24 protein-coding genes and 1 tRNA gene are annotated in these 26,811 nt (G+C 71.0%); 14 read left to right on the top strand and 11 right to left on the bottom strand.

What is annotated here, in order from left to right; translation table 11 throughout:
• Positions 1 to 63: 63 nt before the first annotated feature.
• Entirely contained in the window at positions 64 to 735 is a 672-nt protein-coding gene (locus tag OG194_RS37885; RefSeq protein ID WP_033283704.1) for a FadR/GntR family transcriptional regulator, read from the top strand.
• A gap of 198 nt (positions 736 to 933) precedes the next feature.
• A complete protein-coding gene (locus OG194_RS37880; RefSeq protein ID WP_327405252.1) occupies positions 934 to 1,935 on the top strand; it encodes a PAC2 family protein in 1,002 nt (333 codons plus the stop codon).
• 84 nt (positions 1,936 to 2,019) lie between these two features.
• On the opposite strand, the gene mshC is transcribed toward OG194_RS37880, so the two are convergent.
• From mshC to OG194_RS37860, 4 genes are all read right to left on the bottom strand, one after another.
• Positions 2,020 to 3,249, bottom strand: coding sequence for a cysteine--1-D-myo-inosityl 2-amino-2-deoxy-alpha-D-glucopyranoside ligase (gene mshC / locus OG194_RS37875; RefSeq protein ID WP_327405251.1), 1,230 nt, complete (start codon positions 3,247 to 3,249; stop codon positions 2,020 to 2,022).
• 94 nt (positions 3,250 to 3,343) lie between these two features.
• On the bottom strand, positions 3,344 to 4,162 hold the full coding sequence (locus OG194_RS37870) for an SCO1664 family protein (protein ID WP_327405250.1): 819 nt from the start codon (positions 4,160 to 4,162) through the stop codon (positions 3,344 to 3,346).
• The gene (locus OG194_RS37865; protein WP_327405249.1) at positions 4,126 to 4,716 is read right to left on the bottom strand and encodes a DUF3090 domain-containing protein; all 591 of its coding nucleotides are present in this window, start codon (positions 4,714 to 4,716) and stop codon (positions 4,126 to 4,128) included. The genes OG194_RS37870 and OG194_RS37865 overlap by 37 nt, the downstream gene beginning before the upstream one ends.
• A gap of 75 nt (positions 4,717 to 4,791) precedes the next feature.
• A complete protein-coding gene (locus OG194_RS37860; RefSeq protein ID WP_327405248.1) occupies positions 4,792 to 5,478 on the bottom strand; it encodes a histidine phosphatase family protein in 687 nt (228 codons plus the stop codon).
• 62 nt (positions 5,479 to 5,540) lie between these two features.
• Here OG194_RS37860 and corA point away from each other — a divergent pair, with 62 nt between their 5' ends.
• The gene (gene corA, locus OG194_RS37855; protein ID WP_327407344.1) at positions 5,541 to 6,539 is read left to right on the top strand and encodes a magnesium/cobalt transporter CorA; all 999 of its coding nucleotides are present in this window, start codon (positions 5,541 to 5,543) and stop codon (positions 6,537 to 6,539) included.
• Between the two features lie 3 nt (positions 6,540 to 6,542).
• On the opposite strand, the gene OG194_RS37850 is transcribed toward corA, so the two are convergent.
• Positions 6,543 to 7,331 carry a ferritin-like domain-containing protein gene (locus tag OG194_RS37850; RefSeq protein ID WP_327405247.1) on the bottom strand — a complete coding sequence of 263 codons (789 nt, stop codon included), beginning with the start codon at positions 7,329 to 7,331 and terminating at the stop codon, positions 6,543 to 6,545.
• A 236-nt stretch (positions 7,332 to 7,567) separates the two neighbouring features.
• The gene (locus OG194_RS37845) at positions 7,568 to 8,623 is read right to left on the bottom strand and encodes an LLM class F420-dependent oxidoreductase (protein WP_327405246.1); all 1,056 of its coding nucleotides are present in this window, start codon (positions 8,621 to 8,623) and stop codon (positions 7,568 to 7,570) included.
• Between the two features lie 186 nt (positions 8,624 to 8,809).
• On the opposite strand from OG194_RS37845, the gene OG194_RS37840 reads away from it, so the two are divergent.
• Positions 8,810 to 9,793 (top strand): aldo/keto reductase, encoded by a 984-nt coding sequence (locus OG194_RS37840; RefSeq protein ID WP_327405245.1) that lies wholly within the window; start codon positions 8,810 to 8,812, stop codon positions 9,791 to 9,793.
• Entirely contained in the window at positions 9,790 to 12,051 is a 2,262-nt protein-coding gene (locus OG194_RS37835; RefSeq protein WP_327405244.1) for a helix-hairpin-helix domain-containing protein, read from the top strand. Before OG194_RS37840 ends, OG194_RS37835 begins: the two co-directional genes overlap by 4 nt.
• Before the next feature lie 99 nt (positions 12,052 to 12,150).
• Here OG194_RS37835 and OG194_RS37830 read toward each other — a convergent pair whose 3' ends face one another.
• Entirely contained in the window at positions 12,151 to 12,873 is a 723-nt protein-coding gene (locus tag OG194_RS37830; RefSeq protein ID WP_327405243.1) for a hypothetical protein, read from the bottom strand.
• Between the two features lie 47 nt (positions 12,874 to 12,920).
• Here OG194_RS37830 and OG194_RS37825 point away from each other — a divergent pair, with 47 nt between their 5' ends.
• Complete coding sequence (locus tag OG194_RS37825; protein ID WP_005485166.1) at positions 12,921 to 13,109, top strand: DUF5703 family protein; 189 nt, start codon at positions 12,921 to 12,923, stop codon at positions 13,107 to 13,109.
• 117 nt (positions 13,110 to 13,226) lie between these two features.
• Here OG194_RS37825 and OG194_RS37820 read toward each other — a convergent pair whose 3' ends face one another.
• The 3 genes from OG194_RS37820 to OG194_RS37810 all read right to left on the bottom strand — a co-directional run bounded on the left by OG194_RS37820 (position 13,227) and on the right by OG194_RS37810 (position 16,164).
• Positions 13,227 to 14,288, bottom strand: coding sequence for a chaplin (locus OG194_RS37820; protein WP_327405242.1), 1,062 nt, complete (start codon positions 14,286 to 14,288; stop codon positions 13,227 to 13,229).
• Positions 14,289 to 14,419: 131 nt separating this feature from the next.
• On the bottom strand, positions 14,420 to 14,653 hold the full coding sequence (gene chpH, locus OG194_RS37815; RefSeq protein ID WP_019059153.1) for a chaplin ChpH: 234 nt from the start codon (positions 14,651 to 14,653) through the stop codon (positions 14,420 to 14,422).
• A gap of 185 nt (positions 14,654 to 14,838) precedes the next feature.
• The gene (locus tag OG194_RS37810) at positions 14,839 to 16,164 is read right to left on the bottom strand and encodes a M20/M25/M40 family metallo-hydrolase (protein WP_327405241.1); all 1,326 of its coding nucleotides are present in this window, start codon (positions 16,162 to 16,164) and stop codon (positions 14,839 to 14,841) included.
• Between the two features lie 198 nt (positions 16,165 to 16,362).
• On the opposite strand from OG194_RS37810, the gene OG194_RS37805 reads away from it, so the two are divergent.
• The 5 genes from OG194_RS37805 to OG194_RS37785 all read left to right on the top strand — a co-directional run bounded on the left by OG194_RS37805 (position 16,363) and on the right by OG194_RS37785 (position 23,213).
• Positions 16,363 to 16,447, top strand: a tRNA-Leu gene (locus OG194_RS37805).
• A gap of 277 nt (positions 16,448 to 16,724) precedes the next feature.
• Positions 16,725 to 20,591: a Pls/PosA family non-ribosomal peptide synthetase gene (locus OG194_RS37800; protein WP_327405240.1), complete on the top strand. Its 3,867-nt coding sequence runs from the start codon at positions 16,725 to 16,727 to the stop codon at positions 20,589 to 20,591.
• Positions 20,592 to 20,671: 80 nt separating this feature from the next.
• Positions 20,672 to 22,015 carry a M1 family metallopeptidase gene (locus OG194_RS37795; RefSeq protein ID WP_327405239.1) on the top strand — a complete coding sequence of 448 codons (1,344 nt, stop codon included), beginning with the start codon at positions 20,672 to 20,674 and terminating at the stop codon, positions 22,013 to 22,015.
• A gap of 64 nt (positions 22,016 to 22,079) precedes the next feature.
• Positions 22,080 to 22,814: a hypothetical protein gene (locus tag OG194_RS37790; RefSeq protein ID WP_327405238.1), complete on the top strand. Its 735-nt coding sequence runs from the start codon at positions 22,080 to 22,082 to the stop codon at positions 22,812 to 22,814.
• 18 nt (positions 22,815 to 22,832) lie between these two features.
• Positions 22,833 to 23,213 (top strand): YchJ family protein, encoded by a 381-nt coding sequence (locus OG194_RS37785; RefSeq protein WP_327405237.1) that lies wholly within the window; start codon positions 22,833 to 22,835, stop codon positions 23,211 to 23,213.
• A 14-nt stretch (positions 23,214 to 23,227) separates the two neighbouring features.
• Here OG194_RS37785 and OG194_RS37780 read toward each other — a convergent pair whose 3' ends face one another.
• On the bottom strand, positions 23,228 to 23,929 hold the full coding sequence (locus tag OG194_RS37780) for a FadR/GntR family transcriptional regulator (protein ID WP_327405236.1): 702 nt from the start codon (positions 23,927 to 23,929) through the stop codon (positions 23,228 to 23,230).
• Between the two features lie 130 nt (positions 23,930 to 24,059).
• Between OG194_RS37780 and OG194_RS37775 the strand changes: the two genes are divergently transcribed.
• The 3 genes from OG194_RS37775 to OG194_RS37765 all read left to right on the top strand — a co-directional run bounded on the left by OG194_RS37775 (position 24,060) and on the right by OG194_RS37765 (position 26,810).
• Entirely contained in the window at positions 24,060 to 24,578 is a 519-nt protein-coding gene (locus tag OG194_RS37775) for a gluconokinase (protein ID WP_327405235.1), read from the top strand.
• Positions 24,579 to 24,643: 65 nt separating this feature from the next.
• The gene (locus OG194_RS37770) at positions 24,644 to 26,041 is read left to right on the top strand and encodes a GntT/GntP/DsdX family permease (RefSeq protein ID WP_327405234.1); all 1,398 of its coding nucleotides are present in this window, start codon (positions 24,644 to 24,646) and stop codon (positions 26,039 to 26,041) included.
• A 10-nt stretch (positions 26,042 to 26,051) separates the two neighbouring features.
• A complete protein-coding gene (locus tag OG194_RS37765; protein ID WP_327405233.1) occupies positions 26,052 to 26,810 on the top strand; it encodes an SDR family oxidoreductase in 759 nt (252 codons plus the stop codon).
• Position 26,811 lies beyond the last annotated feature (1 nt).

Here is a 26,811-nt window from a genome sequence, read left to right as displayed (position 1 = left end):
AGCCTGCTGAACCCGCATAATGCACCTGATACATCGGACGTCTGAGCAACAGGAAGGCCGGCCATGGCAGTCACCGATGAGGCGATCGAGAAAATCAAGGGAATGATCGTCTCCGGCGCGCTGCGTCCCGGGGACCGGCTGCCCAAGGAGAGCGAACTCGCCGCCGAACTGGGCCTGTCCCGCAACTCCCTGCGGGAGGCCGTGCGCGCCCTGTCACTGATCCGCATCCTGGACGTACGGCAGGGCGACGGCACGTACGTCACCAGCCTCGATCCCCAACTCCTGCTGGAGGCGCTGAGTTTCGTCGTCGACTTCCACCGCGACGACACGGTCCTCGAATTCCTGGCCGTACGGCGGATTCTGGAGCCGGCGGCCACCGGGATGGCGGCGCTGCGGATCAGCGAGCAGCAACTGGACGCGCTCTCCGCGCAGTTGGACGCGCTGGGCGGTGCTCCCTCGGTGGAGGAACTGGTCGCGTGCGACCTGGAGTTCCACCGGGGCATCGTGCAGAGTTCCGGCAACTCGGTGCTCTGCTCGCTCCTCGACGGTCTGTCCGGGCCGACCACGCGGGCCCGGATCTGGCGAGGTCTGACCCAGGAGGACGCGGTCAGCCGCACCCTGCACGAGCACCGGGCGATCCTGGGCGCGCTGCGCGACCGGGACGCGGAGGCGGCGCGGTCGTGGGCGACGGTGCACATCGCGAGCGTGGAGCAGTGGCTGCGTTCGACCCTGTGATCGAGTGACGCGCCCCGATGATCCATCGGAGGAGTGACCGGCCCGGACGGGACCGCACAGGATGGCGATCTTGTGTGTTCGACCGTCCCGGACGGGGCAGGCATGGGTTCACTCCCCCGTGCAAGGGGGCTGCGGGCGCCCCCGTCGGACGCCGTAAGGTTGGGGCGTACGCGAGGGCAGATCGGAAGGAGGCGCTGGGTGATCGAGCTGGAGGGGGTTCCCGAGCTGATCGACCCAGTGATGGTGGCCGCGTTCGAGGGCTGGAACGACGCCGGCGACGCCGCTTCCACCGCGGTCGCGCACTTGGACAGGGAGTGGAAGGGCGAGGTGTTCGCGGCGCTGGACGCCGAGGACTACTACGACTTCCAGGTCAACCGGCCCACGGTGTGGATGGACGCCGGGGTGCGAAAGATCACATGGCCCACGACGCGCCTCTCGGTGGTCCGGGTCGGCGGCGAGAAGCCGCGCGATCTCGTCCTCGTCCGGGGTATCGAACCGTCGATGCGCTGGCGCTCGTTCTGCAACGAACTGCTGGGCTTCGCGCACGAGTTGGGCGTGGAGCTGGTGGTGATCCTGGGCGCGCTGCTCGGTGACACCCCGCACACGCGTCCGGTGCCGATCAGCGGCACCACGTCGGACTCGGACCTGGCGCAGCGGATGGACCTGGAGGAGACCAAGTACGAGGGTCCCACCGGGATCGTCGGCATCCTCCAGGAGGCGTGCACGCACGCGGGCGTACCGGCCGTGTCGCTGTGGGCCGCGGTGCCGCACTACGTGTCGCAGCCGCCCAACCCGAAGGCCACTCTGGCGCTGCTCAACCGCCTGGAGGACCTGATCGACGTGCGCGTCCCGCTGGGCGAGCTGCCCGAGGACGCGCGCGCCTGGCAGGTCGGCGTGGACCAGCTGGCCGCCGAGGACAGCGAGGTCGCCGAGTACGTCCAGACGCTGGAGGAGGCCCGCGACACCGCGGAGCTGCCGGAGGCGTCGGGCGAGGCCATCGCGCGTGAGTTCGAGCGGTATCTGCGCAGACGGGACGGCGGTGGCCCGCAGCCCGGGGGCCATGCCACGGCGGACGGCAGCGACAGTGCGTCGTATCTCCGGGACAACCCGGGCGGCGGCCGTACGAAGCCGCAGCGGCCGGCGAAGCCGGACACGGAACCGGAGGCCGACGCGGACGACGAGGACTCCTCCGAGGAGTGAGTCCGCCGGTCGGCGGGGTGTGAGACAGGGGCGGTTCCTCCCGGGTGGGAGGAACCGCCCCTGTTCTGTGCGCTGTTGCTGTTGCTAGAGGGCCACGCCCAACAGGGCGTCCACCGCGCGCGAGACGACGCCGGGGGCGCCCTCGTCGCTGCCGCCCCGGTCCCGCTGGAGCGCCGCCCAGCGGTCGACGGCGGCGAGTGCGGCCGGGGCGTCCAGGTCGTTCGCGAGGGCTTCGCGCATCTCCTCGACGAGTGTCACGGCGGAGGGGCCGTCGGGCCGGGAGACGGCGGCACGCCAGCGGCCGAGCCGGGCGACCGCGTCCGCGAGCACCTGGTCGGTCCACTCCCAGTCGGAGCGGTAGTGGTGGGCGAGCAGGGCGAGCCGGATGGCGGCCGGGTCGACGCCCTCGCGGCGCAGCGCGGAGACGAAGACGAGGTTGCCCCGGGACTTCGACATCTTCTCGCCGTCGAGGCCGACCATGCCGGCGTGGACGTAGGCCTTGGCCATGGGGAACTCGCCGGTCAGCACCTGGGCGTGCGAGGCGCCCATCTCGTGGTGCGGGAAGGCGAGGTCGGAGCCACCGCCCTGCACGTCGAAGCCCATGCCGAGGTGGTCCAGGGCGATGGCCACGCACTCGATGTGCCAGCCGGGCCGTCCCTGCCCCAGCGAGCCGCCGTCCCAGCTCGGTTCGCCCTCGCGGGCGGCCATCCAGAGCATCGGGTCGAGCGGGTTCTTCTTGCCCGGGCGGTCCGGGTCGCCGCCGCGCTCGGCGGACAGGAGCCGCATCGCGGCCGCGTCGAGGTTGGAGACCTTGCCGAAGTGGGGGTCGGACCCGACGGAGAAGTAGGTGTCGCCTTCGAGTTCGTAGGCGGCACCGGCGTCCCTGAGGCGCTCGACGAGTGGCACGATGCCGGGTATCGCCTCGACCGCGCCGATGTACTGCTTCGGGGGCAGCATGCGCAGGGCGGTCATGTCCTCGCGGAAGAGCGCGGTCTCCTTCTCGGCGAGGGCGACCCAGTCGACGCCGTCGCGCTCGGCGCGCTCCAGGAGCGGGTCGTCGACGTCGGTCACGTTCTGGACGTAGTGGACCTGCCGCTTGGTGTCGAGCCACACGCGCTGCACGAGGTCGAACGCGTTGTAGGTCGCCGCGTGCCCCATGTGGGTGGCGTCGTACGGCGTGATGCCGCAGACGTAGATACGGGCGACGGGACCGGTGTCAGGGGTTACCAGACCGCCGGTCGCGGTGTCGTGGATCCGGAGGTCGCGGCCCTTGCCGGGAAGGGCGGGGACCTCAGAAGCGGGCCAGGCATACATGTCATGAGCGTAACCGGACGGATGATCCGTTTACGAACCGGACCAGGCCGGATGACCGGTTGGGCGCTCTTGCGCGCTCCCCGCTCGTATGCAGTCACACCGGCGGCCACGGAATCGCCGGCCACTCCCCGCTCGGCTCGGGATGCTTGCCTGCCGCGAGCAACGCGTCGACCCGCGCGCGCGTGGCGTCGAGTTCCACGGTGGTGATCAGCTCGGCGAGCTTCGCGGCGAGTCCGCCGCCGTCCTTCAGCGCCTCCCTGAGCGCCTGGAGGACGTCGACCGCCTCCGGAGTGAGCGGCTCGCCCGCCCAGCCCCACAGGAGGGTGCGCAGCTTGTTCTCGGCGTTGAAGGTGACACCGTGGTCGATGCCGTAGAGGCGGCCCTCGTCGGCGGGCAGTAGATGGCCGCCCTTGCGGTCGGCGTTGTTGATGACGGCGTCCAGGACGGCGAGGCGCCGCAGCCGCTCGTCGTCGGCGTGCACCAGGAGGGCGGTTTTCCCCTCGCCGACCTCGGCGAAGCCGATGGCCTTCCAGCCCGGCTCGGGCTCCTCGGCGTCGACCAGGGCGAGCAGTTCGGACTCGGGCGCCGTCTCGATCCACAGCTGGCACATGCCCTCGCCGTGCGGCCCGTCGCGCAGCACGGTGGTCGGCACGAGGCCCCAGCCGGTCGCCTCGGAGACCTCGTAGGCGGCGACCTCGCGCCGGGCGAGGTTCCCGTCGGGGAAGTCCCACAGGGGGCGCTCCCCGGCGACGGGTTTGTACACGCAGGACGCCTCGCGGCCCTCGTGGGTCACGGAGCAGAACAGCACCGCGTTCGAGGCCTCGCGGATGCGTCCGCGTACCGTCAGCTCACCCTTGGCGAGCAGCTCGGCCGTGGTCACGCTCCGCGGCGGTATCCGTTCTGGCGCGGACATACGTGTCCTTCCGGGTCGAGCGGGAGGCTGCACAGCGGGCAGGGCGGCCGGCCGGCGTTGACGACGTCCAGGGCCCGCTTGGCGAAGGCGCGGGCCTGGGCTCCGGTGAGGCGGACCCGCAGCATCGGGGGTCCGTTCTCCTCGTCCTGGAGGAGGCGCTCCTCGGCCTCGGCGAGGTCCTCGTCGGTGTCGGCGTCGAGCTCGACGAGGGCCTGCGCCTCGACGATCATGCGCTGCTCCTCGCCGTCCCAGGCGAGCGCCATGGTGCCGACGCGGAACTCCTCCTCGACCGGCGTCTCCAGGGGGCGGGTGTCGGAGATCTCGGTGGGGGTGACGGCCGGGACGGCCGCGCTGCCGCCACTGCGCCGTACGACCTCGTCCAGAAGCTCGTCCATGCGCTCGGCGAGCGCGGCGACCTGCGTCTTCTCCAGGGCCACGCTGGTCACCCGAGGACCGGTGGCGGCCTGGAGGAAGAACGTACGGCGCCCGGGGAGTCCGACCGTGCCGGCTACGAAGCGGTCCGGTGGGTCGTAGAGGAACACCTGACGGGACACGTCCTGTCTCCATTGGAATCGACTGCTGACAAGTGCGGCGCTACTGCGACCGCTTCACCCTACTGCGGCCGACGATCACGGTGCGCCCGCGCCGCCCCCGACCGTGGCCTCGTCGCCCGGGGGCTCCTCGCGCGGCGCCAGGGAGGCGAGATCACCGGTGTCCCCGAGCCGTACGAGATAGGGCCTGAGACGGGTGTAACGGATCGCTGTGATGGAACACGGTTCTACAGAGATCCGCTGAAAGAGGTCCAGATGAAGTCCGAGTGCGTCCGCGACAAGGGACTTGATGATGTCGCCGTGCGAGCACATGAGGTAGACGGCGTCCGCGCCGTGATCGCGCTCCACGCGCGCGTTCCACTCGCGTACGGCCTCGGCCGCGCGGGTCTGCATCGCGCGCATCGACTCGCCGCCGGGGAACGCGGCGGCCGAGGGGTGCGACTGGACGACCTCCATCAGGGGCTCGCCGCTGAGCTCGGCGAGCTTGCGGCCGGACCAGTCGCCGTAGTGGCACTCCCCGATCCGCTCCTCGGTGTGCGGCCGCAGTTCCGGGCGGGCGTCGAGGAGGGGCTGGAGGGTCTCCTGGCAGCGCTGCAACGGGCTGGCGACGACCTCGGCGATCGGCAGCGCGGCGAGCCGTCCGGGGAGCGCGGCGGCCTGGGCGTTGCCGCGCTCGTCGAGGGCGACACCGGGCGTCCAGCCGGCGAGCACTCCCCCGGTGTTGGCGGTCGAACGTCCGTGCCGGACAAGGATCAACGTGGGCATGCCGACAAGGGTAGGCGCACGCCAGGGTGCGGGTTCGGGCGGACGGCGGGAGAATGCGCACCGTGATCGTCGACTACGCCATCTACCGTGACGGACGCCGGACGGAGGGACCCGGCGACTTCTCCGACGGCCTGGACCACTGCCGTCGGGTGGGCGACGCCTTCGTCTGGATCGGCCTCTACGAGCCCACGGAGAAGGAGTTCGACCGCGTCACCCAGGAGTTCGCCCTGCACCCCCTGGCCGTCGAGGACGCCCTCACCGCGCATCAGCGCCCGAAACTGGAGGTCTACGACGACTCACTGTTCGTGGTCCTCAAGCCGGTGGGCTACGAGGCGGACAGTGACGTGGTCACCTCCGGCGAGGTCATGGTCTTCGTGGGCGACTCCTTCGTAGTGACCGTCCGGCACGGCATGGAGGCCCCTCTGGCGGCCGTACGGCACCGTCTTGAGGAGGAGCCGGAGATGCTGCGGCACGGGCCGACGGCGGTGCTGTACTCGATCGCGGACGCGGTGGTCGACCACTACGTGGACGTGGCGGGCGAGTTGCAGACCGACCTGGAGGAGCTGGAGGCGGCGGTGTTCTCGCCGACCGGCGGCGGCTCGCGGACCACGGCGTCGCGCATCTACGCCTTCAAGCGGCAGATCCTGGAGTTCCGCCGGGCCACGGGACCGCTGGCGCAGCCGCTGGCCCGGCTCGCGGGCGTCGGCCTCGCCGGGGACCGGGTGCCGTTCGTGAACGACAGGTCGCGGCCGTTCTTCCGTGACGTGAACGACCACCTGATGAAGGTCAACGAGTCCGTGGAGGGCCTGGACCGGCTGGTCTCGGACGTCCTGTCGGCGCACCTCGCGCAGACCAGCGTCCGGCAGAACGACGACATGCGGAAGATCTCCGGCTGGGCCGCCATGGCCGCCGTCCCCACGATGATCGCGGGGATCTACGGCATGAACTTCGACCACATGCCGGAGCTGCACTGGCTGTGGGGGTATCCGGCGGTGATCCTGCTGATGGCCGCCCTGGAGGTGCTGCTGTACAGGACGTTCAAACGGCGCGGCTGGCTGTGACCCTCATGCGAACTCGGGTGCCGCGGTGGCCGGTCCGCCGAGGGCGTCGCGTCGTTCCGGCATCCTCAGGGACACCATCCGCCGCCAGCCGCCGAGCCGTTCGTACGCGTACACGGCGTGGATGCCCGCGGCGAGCACGGCCGACTTGGCGCGCGGCCAGCCGAGGACGCGTCCCATGTGGGCCATCACCGCGAGGCTGACGTCCCGGTAAACGCGGATCTCCGCCAACGCGCACGCGCGGAGCGTCCGTTGGATGGCGCGGCCGTGTCCGGCGGCGGCGAAGCGCAGCAACTCCTCGTGGCAGTAGGCGAGATGGTTGTCCTCGTCGTTCGAGATCACGCGTACCGCGCGGCCGAGGTCGGGGTGGTCGGCGAAGTGCCTGCGCAGCAGGTCCATCTGCTCGGAGGCACGCTGTTCGGTGACCCGGCTGTGCGCGAGGTAGGTGACGACGTCCTGGACGGTCAGCGCCGACTCGCCCTTGAGCTTCTCGTGCGCGAGACCGATGCCGTGCCGCTCCAGGAGCATCGTGTAGTCGGTCTCGGCGGGCACCCGGACGGGTTCGAGGCCGCGCTTCTTCAGAAGGGCGTTGAAAATGCGCCCGTGCTTGTCCTCGTCGGCGCCGTGCCGGCTGATCTTGGGGGCGAGGTCGCGTTCGGTCGGCGGGACGAGCACGGCGATGCGCCCGTTCTCCCAGCCGCCCTGGGACTCGCCGCCGGCCGCGATGGAGCAGAACAGCCGGAAGGACTCGTCGTTGTCGAGGATCTCCTGGAACAGACTCTTGGCCGACAGCATCTGGACGCACCTCCATGCAGGATTCCGCCGCATTCCGCAAAGAACGAGTCAAATGCGACGTCAGAGGTGCCGCAACAGCACTGTCGGACAACTCCGCCAAAAGGAGGACTACGGATGTCCCGTCAGGGGCGTAACCGCACGGGCCGCCGCGCGTTGTTCCCCGTGACGGCCGTGGCGGGGAAGACCCCCCGAGCCCCCACCACGGCCGTAGAAAACTTCCGTACGGCAGAGTCGCGTCACGCGAGACCCGCGCGCTCCAGTGCTTCGGTTCCGGCGCGGAGCGCGGCGATCCGCTCCTCCAGGGTCCAGCCCGCCGGGGAGAGCGTCAGGGTGGTGACGCCGGCCGCCGCGTACTCCTTCATCCGGTCCGCGATGCGGTCCACGGAGCCCAGCAGGGCCGTCTTGTCGATCAGATCGTGCGGGATGGCGGCGGCGGCGCCCTCCTTGTCGCCGGCCAGGTACTTGTCCTGGATCTCGGCGGCGGCCGCCTCGAAGCCCATGCGCTGGGCCAGCTTGTTGTAGAAGTTCTGCTGCCGGCTGCCCATGCCGCCGACGTACAGCGCGGTGTACGGGCGGAAGGTGTCGGCGAGCTTCTCGACGTCCTTGTCCTCGCCGAAGGCGAGCGGGACCGTCGGGACGATGTCGAAGCCCTCCAGGGTCTTGCCGGCCTTCTCGCGCCCGGCCCGCAGGTGTCTGATGGCGGTGTCCTCAAGATGCTCGGCCGAGGGGAAGATCAGCAGCGCGCCGTCGGCGATCTCGCCGGTCTGCTCCAGGTTCTTCGGGCCGATCGCCGCGATGTAGAGCGGGATGTGCTCGCGCTCCGGGTGCACGGTCAGCTTGAGGGGCTTGCCCGGGCCGCCGGGCAGCGGCAGCGTCCAGTGCTCGCCGTCGTAGGACAGGCGCTCGCGGGTCATCGCCTTGCGGACGATCTCGACGTACTCACGCGTGCGTGCCAGCGGCTTGTCGAACTTGACGCCGTACCAGCCCTCGGAGACCTGCGGGCCGGAGACGCCGAGGCCGAGGCGGAAGCGGCCGCCGGAGAGCGAGTCGAGGGTCGCCGCGGTCATCGCGGTCATCGCGGGCTGGCGGGCCGGGATCTGGAAGATGGCCGAGCCGACGTCGATGCGCTCGGTCTGCGCGGCGACCCAGGTGAGCACGGTGGCCGCGTCGGAGCCGTAGGCCTCGGCGGCCCAGCACACCGAGTAGCCGAGCCGGTCGGCCTCCTGCGCCACGGCGAGATTGTCGCCGTCCATTCCGGCACCCCAGTAGCCGAGGTTGATCCCGAGCTGCATGGCAGACCCCTTACCGATCAGTAACGTCGCTGTTGTGCCGACCCTAGCGCGAGGTGGTCCGGGCGGACAGGACGGGTGCCGGTGAGTGATCACGGAGCGTGCCGTGCGACCGACTGTGGATCATCGTGGAAATCGGTTATCCACAGGCCACCACACCGCAGGTTCAGGCCAGTAATCTCGGCGTTCATGGAGCAGAGGCATCTCGGCCGTACCGGCCTTCGTGTGTCCCGGATCGGACTCGGCACCCTCACGTGGGGGCGCGACACCGACGAGCATGACGCCGCGGACCTCTTGAAGGCGTTCTGGGAGGCCGGCGGCACCCTCGTCGACACGGCGGACGTGTACGGCGACGGGGAGGCCGAGTATCTGCTCGGGCAGCTCATAGAAGGGCTCGTGCCGCGCCGGGACCTGGTCATCTCGACGAAGGCGGGGAGCGTGCCCGACCCCGACCGCCGCTTCGACGGCTCGCGCGGCCATCTGCTCGCCGCGCTGGACGCCTCGCTGGCCCGCCTCGGCACGGACTACGTCGACGTGTGGCACATCCACGGCTTCGACCCGTTCACGCCGCTGGAGGAGACCCTCCAGGCCCTCGACCTGGCGGTCAGCAGCGGGCGGGCGCGCTACGCGGGTGTCTCGAACTACTGCGGCTGGCAGCTGGCCAAGGCGGCGACCTGGCAGCTGTCGGCGCCGGGCACGCGGACGCGGCTGGCGAGCACGCAGCTGGAATACTCGCTGCTTCAGCGGGGCGTGGAGCGCGAGGTGCTGCCGGCCGCGCTCGACCTGGGCATCGGGCTGCTGCCCTCCTCGCCGCTCGGGCGCGGGGTCCTCACCGGCAAGTACCGGCACGCGACCCCGGCCGACTCGCGCGGCGCCTCGGAGCACATGGCGCCCTTCGTCGCGCCGTATCTCGACGACACGGCGGCCCGCATCGTCGACGCGGTGACCATCGCCGCGGACGGGCTCGCCGTGACGCCCCTCCAGGTCGCCCTCGCCTGGGTCCGCGACCGGCCCGGGGTGGCCGCCCCGATCGTCGGCGCGCGCAACGCGCACCAGCTCACGGCCGCATTGTCAGTGGAGGCCCTTAGTCTTCCTGACGAGATCTGCCGAGCGCTCGACGATGTGTCGGCGCCTCTGCACCGCTATCCCGATCACGACTGGAGCACGCTGTGAGCACGGACCCGGAGACCACGGAGACCTCGCCGTCCGAGGACACGGGCACGGACGCCGTGGAGGACGCCGAGGGCGCGGGGGCGGACGTAGCCTCGGGCACCGAAGGCACGGCTCCTGAGAGCACCGGGGAGGACCCGGCCGCGGAAGGCACCGACGGCACCGGTGAGGCCAAGGCCGAGGCCGCCGCCCCCGAACTGTCCGAGGCCGCCGCCGAGTTGCTGGCGCAGCAGGCGGAGCGGGAGCGCATCGAGCGGCGGAAAGCGGAGAAGGCCGGGCCCATCGCGGCCGGGACCAAGCTCACCGGCACGGCCGCCGATCTGCTCGCGGCGGTACGGGCCGTGGAGAGCGGCGAGAAGCCCGTGACCACCCCCTTCGCCAAGCCGGAACCCGCCGCCCCGCGCCGATCGGCCGCCCCCGAAACGGTGCGACAGCCACAGCCCGTCCCGACCGAGCCCGGCGCCCCCGCGACCGAGACCGTCGAGTCCGTACGCCGTGTGCTGGCCGAGGGCGGCGCGCCCGAGACACTCGCGGCGCAGGTCGCGGCGGCGCTCGGCGAGGGCGGGGACGATCAACTCCGCGAGGACCCCTGGCAGTTGCTGCGCGTCCCGGGGGTACGGCCCGAGCAGGCCGACGGGTTCGCGCGGGCGCTGCTCGGCGCCGAGTGCGCGCCGGACGACGAGCGGCGGGGTCGCGCGGTCATCGGCTGGCTCCTGGAGCAGGCGGCCCTGGCCGGTCACACGGCCCTGGAGGCGGCGGCGTTGACGGCCGCGATGGCCAAGCAAGGGGTGCCCGACCCGGACGCGGCGACGCAGAGCGCCATCGCCGAGGGTGAAGTGCTGGTCTTCCAGGACGCGTTGGACGAGCCCGCGGTCCCGGTGCAGCGCACGGACGACGCGTCCGACGAGGAGGCCGAGGAGCGTCCGGTCCGCGTGCTGATCGGCCTGGAGCGGTACGCGCTCGCCGAGGAGAGCCTCGCCGACGGACTCGCCAAGCTGATCAACTCGGTGCCGAAGGAGGACGGTTCGGCGGCGGACTGGGAGCAGGCCGGTGCCGCCAAGGGTTCCACCGGCGAGCTGATCCGCGCGGTCGCGGGTCATGGGCTGGTCCTCCACACCGGCGGTGAGGCGTCCCTGGAGGAACCGGCGGCGCTGCTCCGCGCGGCGGCGGGGTTCGGGTTGCGTGTCTGGGCCGCCGCCCACAGTCCGGTCGGGCGGGACCGGTTCGCCGCGTTGCTGACGCGGTCCGCGGAGTCGGAGGGTCCCGCGTCCGCGGAGTCGGAAGGTGCCGTGTCGACCGACGGCCCCCGCGCCGCCACCGTCGCCGGGCTCCTGTCCGGTGCCGAGGGCCCCGGGCGGGACGCGGACGGTGCCCTCGATCTGGATCTGCTCGTCGTGCTGGACGCGCCTCAACTGGACGTCGAGACGGCGGCGTTGGTCAGTGAGTCGTTGCCGGACGGGGCTCGGCTGGTGCTGGCCGGTGACCCCGGGGTGTTGTGGTCGGCCGGGCCCGGGCGGGTGTTCGCCGATCTGCTCGCGTCGAAGGCCTGCCCCCAGGTCGTGTCGCGGCGGCCGGATCTCGGTCCCGTGGGCGAGCTGGTCTCGGGCATCGGTATCGGTGAGCTGAACCAGGTGGAGGCTCCCGGCAAGGAAGTCGTGATCGTGCCGGTGCGGGACGCCGGCGAGGCCGTGCACCGGACCGTGCAGCTCGTCGCCGACTCGGTGCCCCGGGTGATCGGCGTCCCATCCGAGCAGACGGTGGTGATCACCCCGGGCCACGGCGGCGCGGCCGGCACCCGTGCCCTCAACGTGGCGCTGAAGGAACGGCTCAACCCCGGGCCCGGCCGCTTCGGCGGCTTCGACCCCGGTGACCGGATCGCGTACTCCCCCGCCCCGGGTCGTACGGTTCCCGGCCGGGTGGTGAACGCCGACGCCGAGGGGCTGCACCTGGCGTGCGCCGGCGGCCCCGTCGTCGTACCGAAGGAGCGGGTCGAGCAGTCCGTGCGGCACGGGTGGGCGTTGACCGCGCACCAGGCCGTGGGGGTGCGGTGGCCCGCGGTGGTCGTGGTGCTGCCCGGGGACGCGGCGCAGGCGCTCAGCCGGCCGTGGGTGTACACGGCGTTCAGCCGGGCCGACCGGCATCTGTCCGTGGTGCACGGCGTGGACCAGGCGCTGCCCCGGGCCGTCGCCGAGGTCCCGGCCAAGCCGCGTACGACCCGGTTGCCTGTGCTGCTGCGACCGCAGGTCCCGGCGGGGGTCTGAGCCCGGACGACACGGACGACGGACGGCGGCGGTCACCGAGGAAGTCAGTCCCTCGGTGACCGCCGCCGTCGTGGTCCCAACAGCCGGGCGCGGCGCGGATCAGCGGTCCGCTTCCAGCGCCTCCAGGTCCTCGTCCTCGTCGAGATCGGCGTCCAGGTCGGGATCGAGTTCGTCCTCGGCCTCGTCCACCTCGTCGATGTCGTCGATCTCGTCGTTGATCTCGTCATCGAAGACCGCGCTGACGTCGAAGCGGCACACCACCCGCTGCGGATCGACGCCCTCGAAGGGGGCCTCCAGCCAGGCGCCGGGTTCGGCCGTCTCGTCGGCTGCGGTCACCCACAGCGTGGAGTCGCCCTCCTCCAGCCCGAACTCCTTGGGCCGGGAGGCGATCTCGTCCGCCTCGAACTCGTCGAAGAGGATGCCGAGCGCACCGTGGATCGTGCCGGAGGCCTCCGTGCCCGTGCCGTCGCCGACCGCCGCCTCGACCCGCTGCGCCTGGGCCAGCAGCCGCTGCGGCTCCGCCACGGCGTAGTCACGGCGGATCAGCACGCTCACCGCGTTCGGCTCCTCGGGGCCGGTGTACGGCGGCAGGGAGTCGTCCGTACCGGGGATCTCGAAAGGCGTGACCTCGTCATAACGGTCGTAGAGCAGCTCGTCGTAGACCTCGGCGGCCGCGGCGAGCTGGTTGAACGCCTCGTAGACGGCCGGGTCGTCCTCCCCCGACCGGCCTTCGACCGCGGCCAGGTGGCGGTCGAGCGCGGTCTTGACCGCCTCGGCGGCGGCGCGTACCTCGGCAGCGGTGGGCTGCGCAGCATCAGACATAGTGCAGACGCTATCCGTACCGGGGCTCTGCCCGCACAATAGATGCGATGCCGGAATACGAATTTGTCGACGTGTACGTACCGCGCGGGGTCTCCCGCAAGGACGCCACACGTCTGCTGACGGACCATGCCGAGTACGGACACTGGGAATTGGACCGACTGAGCCTGCTGCGCGACGGCAGTCGCAGGGTGCGGCTGCGCCGGCGGATCATCCGCCAGGTGCGCGCCACGTGGTGAGCTGAGCCGGACGCGACGGAGCGGGCCCCGACGGTGCGGGGCCCCTCCGTCGCGCGGATCACATGTCCCGGTTCACATGTTCCGATCCACCTGCCTCGGGTCACATGTGCCCGGGAGTCACACCGAGGCGCGCGCCTTGCGGTACAGCACCGCGCCCGCGAGCAGCGCGCCCGCGCCGACCGGCAGGGCGAGGCCGAGCGGCAGTTCGCTGCCGGTGTGCGCGAGATGCGCGCCGCCCGGGGTCTGGACGGCGGACTGCGCACCGGGCTGCGTCACGTGCGCGGAACCGGTCGGCGCGTGAACGCCCTTGATCGGCGAGGTGCCCGGCGAGGTGGGGTGGGTGGGCGTGCCGGGAGTTCCCGGGTGGCTGGGCGTGCCGGGGTGACCCGGCGTTCCCGGCGGGGTGGTCCCGTGACCGCCGTGGCCGGGAGGCGTGCCGTGGTGATGACCGCCGCCCGGGTGGTGACCGTGATGGCCCTCGCCCGGAGGGGTCCCGTGGTGACCGCCGCCGTGGTGACCGCCACCGTCGGGCGGAGTCCCGTGGTCGTGGCCGCCACCGTGGTGACCACCTCCATGGTGACCGCCGCTCCCCGGAGGCGTCCCGTGGTCATGGCCGCCGCCGTTCCAACTCCCGCCGTTGGCACAGTCGTTGCCGGTGACGGCGTTGCCGATGCCGATGACGTCGATGCTGTTGCCGCAGACGTTCACCGGTACGTCGATGGGTACCTGGACGTGGTTGCCGGAGCCGACGCCGGGCGAGTTCGAGGCGTGTCCGCCGGCGTGCGAGCCCCCCGAGCCGCCGTGCGCGCCGTGTCCGCCGGAGCCGGTGTGGCCGCCCGACGAGCCGTAGCCCCCGGAGTCGCCGTACCCACCGGAGTCCCCGTACCCACCCGACGAGCCGTGGCCGCCGCTCCCGTGACCGCTTCCGCCGCCCCCACCCGGATTGGCGCACTTGTTGCCGACCGCCGGGTTGAGGATCCCCACCACGTTCACGGTGTTGCCGCAGACGTTGACCGGCACATGCACCGGTGCCTGCACGGTGTTGCCGGACAGTACGCCTGCCGAGTCCGAACTGGAGCCGCGCGCGCCCGAGTCGGCGTGGGCGACACCGCCCGCGGCGGCGATCACCCCGGTCGCGGCCGCCACGGTCATCAAGCTCTTGCGGGTAACCTGTCGCATTTCTGAATTCCCCCCTGCCTTCATTCCTGACTGAATTTCTCGCGCGATTTCTCGCACAAAGACCATCGGCCCCGGAGCGCATGGCGCGCGCTCCGGGGCCGAGGATGTGGTCACCCCTCAGAGGGACGACGTCACTTGTTGACGCAGGTGTTGCCGAAGGCGGGGTTCAGCAGACCGATCACCGAGATCGTGTTGCCGCACACGTTCACCGGGACGTGCACGGGAACCTGGATGACGTTGCCGGAAACGACACCCGGGGAGTGCACAGCGGCACCCTGAGCGCCGGAGTCGGCGACGGCCAGACCCGCACCCGCGAGAACCAGGCCACCGGTGGCAGCCGCAGCGGCGACGACCTTCTTGATCATTATTCCTCCTTGTTGGCAAAAGCGATCTCGTGTTGCCGATCGCATCACCTGTAACGAGGAGGGAGTAATGGAGCTACGAGCTTATGAGCACATTCACCCGTCCCAGTGGCTTCCGTACGCGCGGTCGAATTCCGGCGTCAACCGACGTCGACCGGTGTTTCAGGACACGGTTTCAGGACACGCCTTCAGGACGCGTCGATGAACCGGTCCAGCACCCGCACCCCGAACTTCAGCCCCTCCACCGGCACCCGCTCGTCGACCCCGTGGAACATGCCCGCGAAGTCCAGCTCCGGCGGCAGCTTGAGCGGGGCGAAGCCGAAGCCCCGGATGCCCAGGTCGTCGAAGGACTTGGCGTCCGTGCCGCCGGAGAGCATGTAGGGGATGGCCTTCGCGGTCGGGTCCTCTGCCAGCAGCGAGGACTGCATGGCCTCGACCAGTGGCCCGTCGAAGGTGGTCTCCAGGGCCTTGTCGGAGTGGACGCCCTCACGCTTCACGTTCGGCCCGAGAATCCGGTCGAGGTCGGCGAAGAACTCCTCCTTGTACCCGGGCAGGAACCGCCCGTCGACGTTCGCGGTGGCCTCGCCGGGGATGACGTTGACCTTGTAACCGGCGTTCAGCTGCGTCGGGTTGGCGGTGTTGCTGAGGGTCGCGCCGATGAGCTTGGCGATGCCGCCGAGCCGCTTGAGGGTGGCCTCCATGTCCTCGGGGTCGAGCTGGGTGCCGAGCGCGTCGCCGAGTTCGTCGAGGAAGGCGCGCGTCGTCTTGGTGACCCGTACCGGGAACTTGTGCCGGCCGATACGGGCGACCGCCTCCGACAGCTCGGTGATCGCGTTGTCCCGGTGGATCATCGACCCGTGCCCGGCGGTGCCCGCCACGGTCAGCTTCATCCAGTGCATGCCCTTCTCGGCCGTCTGGATCAGATAGAGCCGCCGCTCCTCGCTCACCGTGAACGAGAACCCGCCGACCTCGCTGATGCCCTCGGTGACGCCCTCGAACAGTTCGGGGTGGTTGTCGACGAGGTGCCGCGCACCGTACGTACCGCCCGCCTCCTCGTCCGCGAGGAAGGCGACCACGATGTCGCGCGGAGGCCGGCGCCCGCTGCGCAACCGGTCGCGGACGACCGCCAGGGTCATCGCGTCCATGTCCTTCATGTCGACCGCGCCGCGCCCCCACACGCACCCGTCCGCGACCTCGCCGGAGAAGGGGTGGTGGGTCCAGTCCGCCGCGTTCGCCGGTACGACGTCCAGGTGGCCGTGGATGAGGAGCGCGGGCCGGGAGGGGTCCGTGCCCTCGATCCTGGCCACCGTGGACGCGCGTCCCGGGTGCGACTCGAAGATCTCGGGTTCGAGGCCCACCTCGGCGAGCTGCTCGGCGACGTACTCGGCCGCCTTGCGCTCACCGGGTCCCGAGTGGTCGCCGTAGTTGCTGGTGTCGATCCGGATCAGCTCGCGGCAGAGGTCCACGACCTCGTCCTCGCCGGTGACGCCCTTGGCCGTGTCCGTGTCGCTCACGCTGCTTCCTCCCACTGTCACTGCTGGTGGTCCTCCCCCATCCTCTCTCCCCATCGCGCCGCACCCCAAGGGCGGTCCCGGCCCGTCACACGCCGTTCACGCGGGACGCGAGCGGGAACAGGGGGTGATCGGCCACCCCTGGAAGCCTGGTAATGTTTCCTTCGTCGCCGCGGGGAAACTTCGCGCGACAAACACCTTGTCCGGGTGGCGGAATGGCAGACGCGCTAGCTTGAGGTGCTAGTGCCCTTTATCGGGCGTGGGGGTTCAAGTCCCCCCTCGGACACATCGCAGGCGAGGGCCGCGACCACCAAGGTCGCGGCCCTCGCCGCATTTGTGGGGGATGTCTCCTTCGCTTCGAAGATCACCAGGTCAGAGCGTTGCCGGACGCTCACGGAGCGCCCCCGTTCGGCTCCCCCGAGTGGTCGTCGGCAGGCCAGGAGCCTAGCGTCGTACTAAAATTTCCGGCTTGTTACGGAACGGAGCTGGAGCTGGACAACCCGCGGCGCACCTGCGGGCCCGCCGGCGCCCCGGAAGTTACCGGGCTTGAGACGCGAGGACCGATGGCAGCCATACACGAGAGCAGTGCTCTCGGCTCGCTCGACGATGAGATCCGCACCCAGTTCGGCGATACGGCACGTTTCTCCGCGGCGCCCGCCGCCTCGGCCCGCACCCTTGTCGACATCCTCGACGCGTCGGTGCGGTCGTATCCCGACGAACTCGCCCTGGACGACGGCACCGTCCGCCTCACCTACCGTGCGCTGGCCGTCGAGGTGGAGACCCTGCGCCGCACCCTGGCCGCGGCCGGTGTCGGCCTCGGCGACCGGGTCGGCGTGCGCGTCCCGTCCGGGACCAACGACCTCTACATCGCGATCCTCGCCGTGCTGGCCGCCGGTGCCGCCTACGTCCCCGTGGACGCCGAGGACCCCGACGAGCGCGCCGAGCTGGTCTTCGGCGAGGCCGATGTGCGGGCCGTCATCGGCGCCGAGCACGCGCTGACCGTCCTCGGGCACAGCGACGCCCCGGCCGCCCGACCCGGTGTCGAGCAGGACGCGTGGATCATCTTCACCTCCGGCTCCACCGGCAAGCCCAAGGGCGTCGCCGTCACGCACCGCAGCGCGGCGGCCTTCGTGGACGCCGAGGCGGCGCTGTTCCTCACCGACGACCCCATCGGTCCGGGTGACAGGGTCATGGCGGGGCTGTCCGTCGCGTTCGACGCGTCCTGCGAGGAGATGTGGCTGGCCTGGCGCTACGGCGCCTGTCTGGTGCCGGTGCCGCGCTCCCAGGTGCGCAGCGGTGCCGACCTCGGCCCCTGGCTGGTCGAGCAGGACATCAGCGTCGTCTCGACCGTGCCGACGCTGGCCTCCCTCTGGGAGCCCGAGGCACTGAACGACGTACGCCTGCTGATCTTCGGCGGTGAGGCCTGCCCGCCCGAGCTGGTGCAGCGGCTGGTCACCGAGGGCCGCGAGGTCTGGAACACGTACGGGCCGACCGAGGCGACCGTCGTCGCCTGCGCCTCCCTGATGACCGGCGACGAGCCGATCCGCATCGGACTGCCCCTGAACGGCTGGGAGTTGGCCGTCGTCGACGAGGCCGGAGTGCCCGTACCGATGGGCGGCAGTGGGCAGTTGGTCATCGGCGGGGTCGGTCTCGCCCGCTACCTCGACCCAGAGAAGGACGCGGAGAAGTACGCGCCCCTCGAATCGCTCGGCTGGGAACGGGCGTACCGCAGTGGTGACTTGGTCAAGGCCGAGCCCGAGGGCCTGATCTTCCTGGGCCGGGCCGACGAGCAGATCAAGCTCGGCGGACGCCGGATCGAACTCGGCGAGGTCGACGCGGCCCTCCAGGCACTCCCCGGAGTCGCCGGTGCGGCCGCCGCCGTACGCACCGCGCGCAGCGGCAACCAGCTCCTCGTCGGCTATGTCGTCACCCAGGAGGGCTGGGACCAGGCCGCCGCCGTCGAGAAGCTGCGGGCCGAACTGCCCGCCGCCCTCGTGCCGTTGATCGCGCCGGTCGAGGATCTGCCGACGCGCACATCGGGCAAGGTCGACCGCAACGCGCTGCCCTGGCCGCTCGAAGGCATGGAGACCGCCGGCGCCAAGGAACAGCTCTACGGCACGGAGGCCTGGCTCGCGGAGCAGTGGGCCGAGGTGCTCGGCATCCCCGTGAGCAGCGCGGCCGACGACTTCTTCGCGATCGGCGGAAGCAGCCTGGCCGCCGCGCAGTTGACGACGCGGCTGCGCACCCGTTACCCGAGCGCGGCCGTCCTCGACATCTACCAGCAGCCGACGCTGCGCAAGTTGGCCCGGCACCTGGAGGACTCGGCGCAGGGCGACGGCACCGCGCGGGTGATCGCCCCGGTGCCGACCCGTGCCAAGGTGATCCAACTCCTCGCGCTGATCCCCCTGTTCACCCTGGTCGGCCTGCGCTGGACGGTGGCACTGGCCGCGCTCGGCAACGTACTCAGCGGCTACGCGTGGCTGCCGACCGCCTCGTGGTGGCTGGTCGGCGCCGGTGCACTGCTGCTCTTCAGCCCGCCCGGCCGGCTCGCGATCGCCGCCGGCGGTGCGCGCCTGCTGCTGCGCGGTGTGAAGCCGGGTCGCTACGACCGTGGCGGCAGCGTGCACCTGCGGCTGTGGGCGGCGGAGCGGCTGGCCGAGTTCAGCGGGGCGACCTCGCTGACGGGGTCCTGGCTGGAGCGGTACGCGCGTGCCCTCGGCGCCAAGATCGGCCCGGACGTCGATCTGCACTCCCTCCCGCCGGTCACCGGCATGCTCAAGCTGGGTCGCGGTGCCGCGGTCGAGTCCGAGGTGGACCTGTCCGGCTACTGGCTGGACGGCGACCGCCTGGAGATCGGCCCGGTCAAGGTCGGCGCGCACGCCGTCGTCGGCACGCGCAGCATGCTGTTCCCCGGCGCCCGGGTGGGCAAGCGGGCCGAGGTGGCGCCGGGTTCGGCCGTCACCGGCACCGTCCCGACCGGCCAGCGCTGGGCGGGCGCGCCCGCGGTCAAGCTCGGCAAGGCCAAGCGCAACTGGCCCAAGGACCGCCCGCAGCGGGGCACGTACTGGCGTGTGATGTACGGCGTGACGGGCTTCGCGCTCACCATGCTCCCCGTGGTCTCCGGTGCCGTGGCACTGCTGGTGGCGAGTGCGTTCATGGCGCCCGGTGACGGGCTGGGCGAGGCCCTGCGGGGCGCGGGGATCGCGCTGGTCCCGGCGACGCTCGCCTTCGGGCTGACGTACGCGCTGCTGATCCTGATCGGTGTACGGCTGCTCAGTGTGCGACTGCGCGAGGGCACGCACCCGACGCACAGCCGGATCGGCTGGCAGGCGTGGACGGTCACCCAGCTGATGGACCTCTCCCGCGAGACCCTGTTCCCGCTGTACGCCGGGCTCGTCACGCCGGTGTGGCTGCGGATGCTCGGGATGCGGATCGGGCGCGGCGCCGAGGTGTCGACCGTGCTCGCGCTGCCGAGCCTGACGACCGTCGGCGAGGGTGCGTTCCTGGCCGACGACACGTTGACCGCGCCGTACGAACTCGGTGGTGGCTGGATACACATCGGGCGGGCCGAGATCGGGCGGCGGGCGTTCCTCGGGAACTCCGGGATGACCGCGCCCGGGCGGAGCGTGCCGGACGGCGGGCTCGTCGGGGTGCTGTCGGCGACGCCGAAGAAGGCGAAGAAGGGCACGTCGTACCTGGGGCTGCCGCCGGTGAAGCTGCCGCGCAGCACGAGCGGCGGCGACCAGAGCCTGACGTACGACCCGCCGGCCAAGCTGCTGTGGGCGCGCGGGCTGGTGGAGCTGTGCCGGATCGTGCCGGTGTTCTGCTCGGCCGGGCTTGCCGTGCTGACGGTGGCCGCGCTGTGCGCGCTGGGGGTGTGGGCGCCGCTGTTGTCGGGGCTCGTGCTGCTGGCGGTGGGGGCGCTGGCCGGACTGATCTCGATCGTCGCCAAGTGGACCCTCGTGGGACGGCACCGCGGTGCCGAGCACCCGCTGTGGAGCGGTTACGTGTGGCGCAACGAGCTGGCGGACACCTTCGTCGAGGTCGTGGCGGTGCCGTGGCTGGCCGGTTCCGTGCCGGGTACTCCGGTGCTGACGGCCTGGCTGCGCGGGCTCGGGGCGCACATCGGCAAGGGTGTCTGGGTGGAGAGCTACTGGCTGCCGGAGACCGACCTGGTGACCCTGGAGGACGCGTCCACAGTGAACCGTGGTTGTGTGCTCCAGACCCACCTCTTCCACGACCGGATCTTGCGGACGGATACTGTGGTCCTCCGTGAGGGCGCGACGCTCGGTCCTGGCGGAATCGTCCTGCCCGGCAGCGTGGTCGGGGCCCGTACCACTCTGGGTCCCGCGTCGCTCGTGATGGCGGCGGAGTCCGTCCCGGACGACACCCGCTGGCTGGGCAATCCGATCGAGTCATGGCGCCCCTGAACACAGGTCACGCGGCGTCGGCTTCGGAGGGCGGTGCACGGGTACGAGATACGAGCACAGCGCAGGGAGCAGACGCAGCAGTGACCGTTCAGCAGGCGGCGGGTCCGGACCCGTATTTCCCGGCAAACGGCGATGCCCGCTACCGGGTGCACCGCTATGAACTCGCGCTGGACTACCGTCCCGGCCCCAACCGTCTCTCCGGCACGGCGCGCATCAACGCCATAGCGGGCCGTGCGCCGCTGCCCGAATTCCAGCTGAACCTGGGCGACTTCAAGATCGGCCGGATCCGGGTGGACGGCCGCCAGCCGCACTACACGCACCGCGGCGGCCGACTCCGCGTCCGACCGGCGAAGCCGCTGCGGGCGGGTGCCGCGTTCACCGTGGAGATCCACTGGTCGGGCAACCCCAAGCCGGTCGCCAGCCCCTGGGGCGGCCTCGGCTGGGAGGAGCTGACCGACGGCGCGCTGGTGGCGAGCCAGCCGATCGGGGCGCCGTCCTGGTACCCGTGCAACGACCGCCCCGCGGACAAGGCGTCGTACCAGATCTCGATCACGACACCGTCGGCGTACGCGGTGGTGGCGGGCGGCCGACTCCTCACCCGAACCACCAAGGCTTCTACGACCACTTGGGTGTACGAGCAGTCGGCGCCGACGTCGAGTTACCTGGTCGGGCTGTCGATCGGGAAGTACCAGACGGTGCTGCTGGGCGACCCGGGTCTGGGTGGTGTGCCGCAGCACGGGCACATCCCGTCGGACCTACTCCCGGAGTTCTCAAGGGACTTCGCGCGACAACCCGCGATGATGGAACTGTTCCAGGACCTGTTCGGGCCGTACCCGTTCGACGAGTACGCGGTCGTGGTGACGGAAGAGGAACTCGATGTCCCCGTCGAGGCACAGGGGTTGTCGCTGTTCGGCGCCAACCACGTTGACGGGGCCCGGGGTTCGGAACGGCTAGTCGCCCACGAGCTGGCCCACCAGTGGTTCGGCAACAGCGTCTCCATCGCCGACTGGCGCCACATCTGGCTGAACGAGGGCTTCGCCAAGTACGCGGAGTGGCTCTGGTCCGAGCGCTCGGGCGGCCGCACGGCCCATCAACACGCCGCCGCCGCGCACCGGTTGCTCTCCACCCTGCCGCAGGACCTACGGCTCGCCGACCCCGGCCGCAAGTCCATGTTCGACGACCGCCTCTACGAACGCGGCGGCGTCACCGTCCACGCGGTGCGCTGCGCGCTGGGCGACATCGCGTTCTTCCGGATGCTGCGGGGGTGGGCGAACCTGCACCGGAACGGCACGGTGACCACGGCTACGTTCACGTCGCACGCGTCCCGGTTCACGTCGGAGCCGTTGGACCAGCTTTTCGACGCGTGGGTGTATCGGGGGGCGTTGCCGCCGATGCCTTCGGCTGAGACGGGGATCGCGGTCTGAGTTGTCGGGCCTGTTGCGGGTGGGGAACTGACGGAGTATCAAGTGACTTCACGGGGGTGAGGTCATGGCAGCCGCATGGGGGCGAGGGCGCGCGGAGACGGGTGAGTGGCTGGAGGTCTACGGGGAGACCCGGCCGCGGTCCATCCCGCTGGAGCGGATCCTCACCACGGACGCGGATGAGGCACACCCCTTCACGGCCTATCTGTACGTCTGGACGCTCGGGTACTCGGGGGACGCCCGGCGCACGGAGGTCACCCTGCTGTTCCCGGCCGAGGGCGACTGGCGGGTGAAGGATCTCCAGGCCGTCGTGTACCACCTGCCGCCGGTGCAGGAGGAGCGGGCGTGGCGGGACACGCTGGCCAAGGACTTACAGGTGGCCGGACCCCTGCTACAGGCCGTCGGCACGGTCACGGCCGGCCTGACCGGCTTTCCCGAACTCAACGCGGTGGCATCCGCGGTCGCCCACTTGAACGCGCGCAGCGCGCCCCAGATACAGAACGACGAGTGGTACGTCAGGAGGGTCCACGACACCGTCGACGAGACCCTGTACCAGGGAGTCGAGTGGATCCTCCCGCCGAGCTTCGTGAACCAGATCGGCACCCGGATCACCGGCGCCCTGCTCGTACAGTTCATCGGCGCCGCGCCCGCGCACACAACTCCCGCCGAACTCCCGACACCGCCCCTCCTGGCCCGCGCCGTCCTCACGCACGGAAAAGAGAGCACCAAGCTGCCCGGCCCCGGGGCGGACACCTACGTCGAGTTGCCGCTCCGGGTCACCCCCGAGGAACCGCTCGCCTAGCCCCGGCACAATATGCCCATGACCCCACGCACCACCTGCCCCTGCGGCCTCCCCCAGCCCTACGAAGAGTGCTGCGGCCGCTACCACTCAGGCCCCACCCCCGCCCCCACCGCCGAGGCCCTGATGCGCTCCCGCTACACCGCCTTCGTACGGCTGGACGCGCCCTACCTCCTGCGCACCTGGCACCCACGGACGCGCCCCGCCGACCCCCTCGACCTCGACCCGGGGATGCGCTGGACCGGGCTGGAGATCCTGGAGACGGGGGGCGGGTCGGCGTTCCACTCCGCGGGGACCGTGACGTTTCGGGCGTCCTACAACGGCGGCGCGATCCATGAGCGCAGCCGGTTCGAGCGGGTCGACGAGGCCTGGGTGTACCTCGACGGGGAGTTCCTGGACTAGCGCGACGAGGGCAACTACGGGGCCAGGATGTCCAGTTCCTGAAGCGCGCCCACCGTGATCTCGCGGGTCAGGGTCTCCGCGCGGAGGGCGTCGCCCTCGCGGACCGCCTCCGCGACCTGGACGTGCAGGGTGACGGCGGCCGGGTCGGGGTCCTCGAACATGACCTCGTGGTGGGTGCGGCCGGCGAGGACCTCGGTGACGACGTCGCCGAGGCGGGCGAACATCTCGTTGCCCGAGGCGGCGAGGATCACCCGGTGGAAGGCCACGTCGTGGACGAGGTAGGCCTCCAGTTTGTGGCCGCGGGAGTTGGCGACCATGCCGATCGCGCACTCGGTGAGTTCCGCGCACTGCTCCGCCGTGGCGAATGTGGCGGCCAGGCCGGCCGCGATCGGCTCCACCGCGGAGCGCAGCACCGTGAGTGAGCGCAGTTGCTGGGGGCGGTCGGCGCCGGCCAGGCGCCAGCGGATGACCTGCGGGTCGTAGACGTTCCACTCGGCCTTGGGCCGGACCGTGACGCCGACCCGGCGGCGGGACTCGACCAGGTGCATGGATTCGAGGACGCGGACCGCCTCGCGCATCACGGAGCGGGAGACCTCGAAGTCCTTGGCGAGCTCGTCCGTGCGCAGGACACTGCCCGGCGGGTACTCGCCCGCGGTGATGGCGGGGCCGAGGGAGTCGAGTACGCGGCCGTGCAGGCCGCGGCCCGGAGTGGTCATGCACTCAGCGTACGGGGCACATCACGGAATCAAAAAGTCAGACTTATATGTCACAGACTCTTGAATTCGTCGTACCTAATCGGTTTCAGTGGGATCGACATCAGGTGTCGACGGAGACAGTGAGGCAGCGATGCGTACCCCCCATGTCGTCGTGGTGATGGGCGTAGCGGGCACCGGGAAGACCACCATCGGTCCCCTGCTCGCGGCCCGGCTCGGCGTGCCGTACGCCGAGGGCGACGACTTCCACCCGCAGGCCAACATCGCCAAGATGTCGGCCGGTGTCCCGCTGACCGACGACGACCGGTGGCCCTGGCTGGACGCCATCGGCGACTGGGCCCACGGGCGTGCGGGGCTCGGCGGGGTCGTCAGCAGCTCGGCGCTGAAGCGGTCGTACCGCGACCGGCTGCGGGCCGCCGCTCCCGGGGTCGTCTTCGTGCACCTCACCGGTGACCGCGCCCTCATCGAGGACCGGATGACGCACCGCCACGGGCACTTCATGCCGACCGCACTGCTCGACTCGCAGTTCGCCACGCTCCAGCCGCTGGAGGCGGACGAGGCGGGCGTCGCCGTGGACGTCACCGGCAGCCCGGAGCAGATCACCGAACGGGCCATGACCGCGCTCGCGCGGGTTCCCGAGCCGACCTCCTAGTACCGCCGAGTACCTCCTGGTACCACCCCTCCCCCCCAACTCCCCGTATCCGCAAGGAATCCACCGTGACCAGACTCAGCGTCGAGATGCTGGCAGCGGACCCCGTCGAGCCCATCACCTCGGCCGGCCACGCTCAGCTGGGCATCGCCGTACTGGCGGGCATCGCCGTCATCGTCCTGCTCATCACCCGGTTCAAGATGCACGCCTTCCTGGCGCTGACCATCGGCTCGCTCGCGCTCGGCGCGTTCGCCGGGGCGCCGCTGGACAAGGCCATCACCAGCTTCAGCACCGGCCTCGGCTCCACCGTCGCCGGTGTGGGCGTGCTGATCGCGCTGGGCGCGATCCTCGGCAAGCTGCTCGCCGACTCGGGGGGCGCGGACCAGATCGTCGACACGATCCTCGCGAAGGCGAGTCCCCGGTCGATGCCGTGGGCGATGGTGCTGATCGCCTCGGTGATCGGGCTGCCGCTGTTCTTCGAGGTCGGCATCGTGCTGCTGATCCCGGTCGTGCTGATGGTCGCCAAGCGCGGCAACTACTCGCTCATGCGGATCGGCGTCCCGGCCCTCGCCGGCCTGTCGGTCATGCACGCGCTGATCCCGCCGCACCCCGGCCCGCTGGTCGCCGTGGACGCGGTCAAGGCCAACCTCGGTCTGACGCTGGCGCTGGGTGTCCTCGTCGCCATCCCGACCGTCATCATCGCGGGGCCGCTGTTCTCGAAGGTCGCCGCCCGCTGGGTGGACGTCCAGGCCCCCGAGCGGATGCTCCCGGCCCGCCCGTCCGAGGACCTGAAGAACCGTCCCGGCTTCGGCGCGACCCTCGCCACGATCCTGCTGCCGGTCGTGCTGATGCTCTCCAAAGCGCTGGTCGACATCATCGTCGACGACCCCGCACACACCGTGCAGCGCGTCTTCGACGTGATCGGCTCGCCGCTGATCGCGCTCCTCGCGGCCGTCATCGTCGGCATGTTCACGCTGGGCCGCCCGGCGGGCTTCACCAAGGAGCGGCTGTCCACGACCGTCGAGAAGGGCCTGATGCCGATCGCGGGCATCCTGCTCATCGTCGGCGCGGGCGGCGGCTTCAAGCAGACGCTGATCGACTCCGGTGTCGGTCAGATGATCCTGGACATCTCCAAGGACTGGTCGATCCCGGCGCTGCTGCTGGCCTGGCTGATCGCGGTGGCGATCCGGCTCGCGACCGGTTCGGCGACGGTGGCCACGATCTCGGCGGCCGGTCTGGTCGCCCCGCTGGCCGCCGACATGTCGAGCGCCCACACCGCCCTGCTCGTGCTGGCGATCGGTGCGGGCTCGGTCTTCTTCAGCCATGTCAACGACGCCGGTTTCTGGCTGGTGAAGGAGTACTTCGGCCTGAGCGTCGGCCAGACCTTCAAGACCTGGTCCGTCATGGAGACGATCATCTCGGTCGTCGCCGGCGGACTGGTCCTCCTCCTCTCGCTGATCATCTAGGGGTACGGGAATGAGTCATCCACTTTTCGACATCAGTGGCCGCACGGCCCTGGTCACCGGTTCCAGCCGGGGCATCGGACTCGCCCTCGCCCAGGGCCTGTTGGAGGCCGGCTGCACGGTCGTCCTGAACGGCCGGGACGGCGAACGCCTCACCAAGGCCGCCGCCGAACTGTCCGGCGATGTCCACACGGCCGCCTTCGACGTGACCGACGGTCCGTCAGTAGCCGCCGGAATCAAGGATGTCGAGGAGCGAGTCGGCCCACTCGACATCCTCGTCAACAACGCGGGCATGCAACTGCGGGCCCCGCTCCTGGAGTTCACCGACTCCGACTGGCACCGCATCATCGACACCAACCTCACCAGCGCGTTCCTGGTCGGCCGTGAGGCGGCCCGCCGGATGACGGAACGCGGCCACGGGAAGATCATCAACATCTGCTCGCTCCAGAGCGAGGTGGTCCGCCCCGGCATCGCGCCCTACGCGGCCACCAAGGGCGCCCTGAAGATGCTCACCAAGGGCATGTGCGCCGACTGGGGCCCCTCCGGCGTCCAGGTCAACGGCCTGGGCCCCGGCTACATCGAGACGGAACTCACCCAACCCCTCGTCCAGGACGAGGAGTTCAGCGCCTGGGTGCGCAAGCGGACCCCGGCCGGCCGCTGGGGCCGTACGCAGGACCTGGTGGGCGGGGTGCTGTTCCTGGCGTCGCCCGCCGCGGACTTCGTGAGCGGACAGATCCTGTACGTCGACGGCGGCATGACGAGCGTGCTGTGAA

It is taken from the genome of Streptomyces sp. NBC_01288 (assembly GCF_035982055.1).
GTDB lineage: Bacteria > Actinomycetota > Actinomycetes > Streptomycetales > Streptomycetaceae > Streptomyces.
This window is presented reverse-complemented; position numbering and strand designations above follow the sequence as displayed.